Genomic DNA, 4977 nt, shown 5'->3' on the forward strand with positions numbered 1-4977 from the left:
GCACTTCGTTTGCGAACTCAGGGGACCCATCACCACCGATGGATCTTGGCCTGGCACGCTGGGGCCGCATTCTTCGCAAAACGAAGGCCTGTGGTTATGGGTCCCGGCTTTCGCCGGGACGACGATAAAAACTTCTACCTTCCAAACGGCTGACGCCGGAGCGGTGATCCGCCCCGGCGCCAGAATGTTGTCTCTCGTGGCTCAGCTTACGCCGCGTTGTAGCCGGCGACCGCCTTGGCCTCGAGATATTCTTCCAGACCGTAGCGGCCCCACTCGCGGCCGTTGCCGGACTGCTTGTAGCCACCGAACGGCGCGGTGCGCTCGTTCGGCACGCCTTGCAGGTTGACGTTGCCGGCGCGGATCTGGCGGCCGACGCGGCGCGCGGTTTCCACGGTGTCGGCGGAGACGTAACCGGCGAGACCATACGGCGTGTCGTTGGCGATCTTCACCGCGTCGGCTTCGTCCTTGGCGCCGAGGATGGTCAGCACCGGTCCGAAGATTTCTTCGCGGGCGATCGTCATGTCGTTGGTGACGTCGGCGAAGATGGTCGGACGGACATAGAAGCCCTTGTTGACACCCTCGGGCAGGCCCGGACCGCCGGCGACCAGCGTTGCGCCCTCGTCGATGCCCTTCTGGATCAGCGCCTGGATCTTGTCCCACTGGCCGCGGTTGACCACCGGTCCGATCGTCGTGCCGTCGGCACGCGGATCACCGGCCTTGGTCTTGTCGGCGACGCCCTTCGCGATGGCGGCCACCTCCTTCATCTTGGAGAGCGGAACGATCATGCGCGACGGCGCGTTGCAGGACTGCCCCGAGTTGTTGAACATGTGCATCACGCCGCCGGTCACCGCCTTGGTCAGGTCGGCGCCGTCTAGGATCACGTTCGGCGACTTGCCGCCGAGCTCCTGGCTGACGCGCTTCACGGTCGGCGCTGCACGCTTGGCGACGTCGACGCCGGCGCGGGTCGAACCGGTGAAAGAGATCATGTCGATGTCCGGGTGCTCGCTCATCGCGGCACCCACCTCCGGGCCGAGGCCGTTGAGCAGGTTGAACACGCCCTTCGGCACGCCGGCTTCATGGAGAATTTCCGCGAAGATCAGCGCCGAGGTCGGGGTGAACTCCGACGGCTTCAGGATCATGGTGCAACCGGCGGCGAGCGCGGGCGCGACCTTGCAGGCGATCTGGTTGAGCGGCCAGTTCCAGGGGGTGATCATGCCGATGACGCCGACCGGCTCGCGCACGATCACGGCGGTGCCCATGGTCTCCTCGAACTCGTACTTCTTCAGCACTTCGAGGGTGTTCATGAGGTGGCCAAGGCCGGCGCCGGCCTGCAGCTTCTCGGCCATCGGCAGCGGCGCGCCCATTTCGTCGGAAACGGCGGCGCCGATCTCCTTCATGCGGCCCTTGTAGACCTCGACGATCTTGGTGAGCAGCGCGACGCGCTCCTCGCGGCTGGTCTGGGAAAAGGTCTCGAAGGCGCGCTTGGCGGCGGCGACTGCCTTGTCGACATCGGCCTTGGAGCCGAGCGCAATCTCATACATCGCTTCTTCGGTCGCCGGATTGACGACCGGGGTGGACTTGCCTTTGACGACGGGATCGACCCAGGCGCCGTCGATGTAGAATTGCATGCGATTGACCATCGGAAACCTCTTGTACGGGGCGTATGGAATGGGGAACGAAAGCGTTCGGCAGGCATCCTTGCACGAAAGCCCGGCGAATTGAACCCGCCATATGCGGGACGCGGCTCGTGCGCGCGAACGGCATATAATGTCGCTATCGCGCAGGTGGCAAGGTTGGTCTCGTCGCCCCGGCGAAGGTCGGGGCCCAAAACCACCGCCGGCAATTGGTAAAGGGTGCTGTTAGAACGAGTCGCGTTTACTTGCTGCCAGTTGTGGTAATGGGTCCCGGCCCCCGTGCGCAACTGCGCACTAGGCCGGACGGCGATGTGGGGCTACACCGCCATCTTGCGATGCCGCACCGGGGCGCCAACCGAGACGCTTTCCGCCGCGTCGATGATGGCGTTGGCATCGATGCCGTAGTGGCGGTAGAGGTCGCCGATCGTGCCGGTCTGGCCGAAATGCTCGACACCGAGCGCCTCGACGCGGTGGCCGCGCACGCTGCCGAGCCAGCCGAGCGTTGCCGGATGGCCGTCGATCACGGTCACAATGCCGCAGTCGCGGCCGAGCGGCGCCAGCATGCGCTCGATATGACTCAAATGCTGCGCGCCGCGGCGATCACGGCGCAAATTCCGCGCGGCGGACCAACCCGCATAGAGCCGGTCGGCGGAGGTTACCGCCAGCAGACCGACGTCGCGGTGGCTCTCGCCGATCAGGCCGACCGCCTCGATCGCCTCCGGCGCGACGGTGCCGGTATACGCAATGACGATGTCGCAGTTCGGACCCGGCTTGCGCATCCAGTAGGCGCCGTCGGTGATGTCGCGCTGCAGGTCCGGGGTCATGATCCGTTGCGGCTGCTCCAGCGTCCGGGTCGAGAGTCGCAAGTAAACCGAACCACCCTTGGCGCCCGCCCGCTGCATGTGGCAAAAGCCCCAGCCCATGATCACGGCAAGTTCATCGACGAAGGCCGGATCGAACGAGGCGAGCCCGTCCTGCCCGATGCTGATCAAGGGCGTCTTGATCGACTGATGCGCGCCGCCTTCCGGCGCCAGCGAGATGCCCGACGGCGTCGCCGCCACCATGAAGCGGGCATCCTGGTAGCAGGCGTAGTTCAGCGCATCGAGGCCGCGTTCGATGAAGGGATCGTACAGCGTGCCAACCGGCAAGAGCCGCGCGCCGTTGATCTGGTGCGACAGGCCGAGCGCCGACAGCATGATGAACAGATTCATCTCGGCGATGCCGAGTTCGAGGTGCTGTCCCTTCGGCGAATATTCCCAGGTGTAGGCCGATGGGATCTTCTCCTGCCGGAACAGGTCGTGGTTCTCCGCCTTCGCGAACAGGCCGCGGCGGTTGACCCAGGCGCCGAGATTGGTCGACACGGTGACGTCGGGCGATGCGGTGACGATGCGCGAGGCGAGTTCGCTGTCGCCGCGCGCCAACTCGTGCAGCACGAGACCAAAACCCTGTTGCGTCGACATCTGCGCCGAGGCCTTGAAGGCCAGCCGTTCCGGCACATCGATTTCAGGCGCGGACAGGCGGCGGCGCCCCTCGCGGTTGAACGGCGCCTCGGCCAGGAAAGCCTCGAGCTTTGCAGGCTCCTGCGACAGGCCCTCGAACTTGTCCCACTCGTGGCCGGGGCGGATGTTCTGCGCGGCGCGCCACTTCTCCATCTGCGCCACCGTCATCAGGCCGGCGTGGTTGTCCTTGTGGCCCTGCATCGGCAGGCCGACACCCTTGATGGTATAAGCGATGAAACAGACCGGCCGATCATGGTCGATCGCCTCGAAGGCCTCGATCATGCTCGCCATGTCGTGGCCGCCGAGGTTCGACATCAGCGCCAGCAACTCGTCGTCGCTGCGGCGCTCGATCAGCGCCGACACCTCGCCCTGGTCGCCGATGTCGTCGCGCAGATGCTTGCGGAACGCGGCGCCGCCCTGGAAGCAGAGCGCGGCGTACATCTGGTTCGGGCAGTTGTCGATCCAGCGCCGCAGCGCCTCGCCGCCGGGCTCGGCGAACGCCTCGAGCATCAGCTTGCCGTACTTCACGATCACCACGTCCCAGCCGAAGTTGCGGAACATGGTCTCGAACTTGGCCCACAATCCCTCGCGCACCACGGCGTCGAGCGACTGCCTATTGTAGTCGACCACCCACCAGGTGTTACGCAGCCCGTGCTTCCAGCCCTCGAGCAGCGCCTCGAAGATGTTGCCCTCGTCCATCTCGGCGTCGCCGACCAGCGCGATCATGCGGCCCTCCGGCCGGTCCTGCAGCCAGCCGTGCGCCTTGACGTAATCCTGCACCAGCGAGGCGAACAGCGTCTGCGCGACGCCGAGGCCGACCGAGCCGGTCGAGAAGTCGACGTCGTCGCTGTCCTTGGTGCGCGAGGGGTAGGACTGCGCGCCCTTGTAGCCGCGAAAATTCTCCAGCTTGTCGCGGGTCTGGTGGCCGAACAGATACTGGATGGCGTGGAACACCGGGCTCGCATGCGGCTTCACCGCGACGCGGTCCTGCGGGCGCAACACCGAGAAATAAAGCGCCGACATGATGTTGGCGAGCGAGGCCGACGAGGCCTGGTGGCCGCCGACCTTCAACCCGTCGGTAGAGGGCCGCACATGGTTGGCGTGATGGATGGTCCACGACGACAGCCACAGCACCTTGCGGGCCAGGGCGGACAGCATGTCGAGGCGTTCAGGCGCGATTCCCATGGCAATGCTCCGGGCGATATGCCGGAATGTTACTGCCGCAAGCGGCCGCGAAAATCTCAATTCCACGCGACAGCACAGGAAAAATTGGGATAAATTCCCACGATCCGACTTCAACTGACGAGTTCATCCCAATGCCCGCCCTCGATGCCATCGACCGCAAGATCCTGAGTCTGCTCCAGACCGACAGCCGCATGACCATGCAGGAACTCGCCGACAAGGTCGGGCTGTCGGTGTCGCCTTGCCACCGCCGGGTCAAGCTGCTCGAGGAGCGCGGCGTGATCTCTCGCTACATCGCAACCGTCGACCAGAAGTCGATCGGGCTGCACGTCTCCGTCTTCATCTCGATCAAGCTGGCGCGCCAGAAGGAGGAGGACCTCAACCGCTTCGCGCGCGCGATCTCGAAATGGGACGAGGTGCTCGAATGCTACCTGATGACCGGCAACCGCGACTATCTGCTGCGCGTCGTCGCCGCCGACCTTTCCTCCTATGAGGCATTCCTGAAGAACAAGCTGACCCGGCTCGACGGCATCGCCTCCATCGAGTCCAGCTTTGCGCTGAGCCAGGTGAAGTATTCGACGGCGTTGCCGGTTTGAGGGCGTTGGTTGGTCACTCGAATGACGCCGACCCCACAGTGTCGTCCCGGCGAAGGCCGGGACCCA

The 4977-nt window shown here is 65.1% G+C and carries 3 protein-coding genes; 1 reads left to right on the top strand and 2 read right to left on the bottom strand.

Annotated features, from left to right (window positions below):
• Positions 1 to 206: 206 nt before the first annotated feature.
• Positions 207 to 1640, bottom strand: a complete 1434-nt coding sequence (locus AKL29_RS18290; RefSeq protein ID WP_050385096.1) for an aldehyde dehydrogenase family protein — start codon at positions 1638 to 1640, stop codon at positions 207 to 209.
• A 311-nt stretch (positions 1641 to 1951) separates the two neighbouring features.
• A complete protein-coding gene (locus AKL29_RS18295; protein ID WP_050385097.1) occupies positions 1952 to 4318 on the bottom strand; it encodes a transketolase in 2367 nt (788 codons plus the stop codon).
• A 131-nt stretch (positions 4319 to 4449) separates the two neighbouring features.
• On the opposite strand from AKL29_RS18295, the gene AKL29_RS18300 reads away from it, so the two are divergent.
• On the top strand, positions 4450 to 4911 hold the full coding sequence (locus tag AKL29_RS18300) for an Lrp/AsnC family transcriptional regulator (protein ID WP_016841346.1): 462 nt from the start codon (positions 4450 to 4452) through the stop codon (positions 4909 to 4911).
• Positions 4912 to 4977 lie beyond the last annotated feature (66 nt).

Source organism: Bradyrhizobium pachyrhizi (genome assembly GCF_001189245.1).
Lineage (GTDB): Bacteria > Pseudomonadota > Alphaproteobacteria > Rhizobiales > Xanthobacteraceae > Bradyrhizobium > Bradyrhizobium pachyrhizi.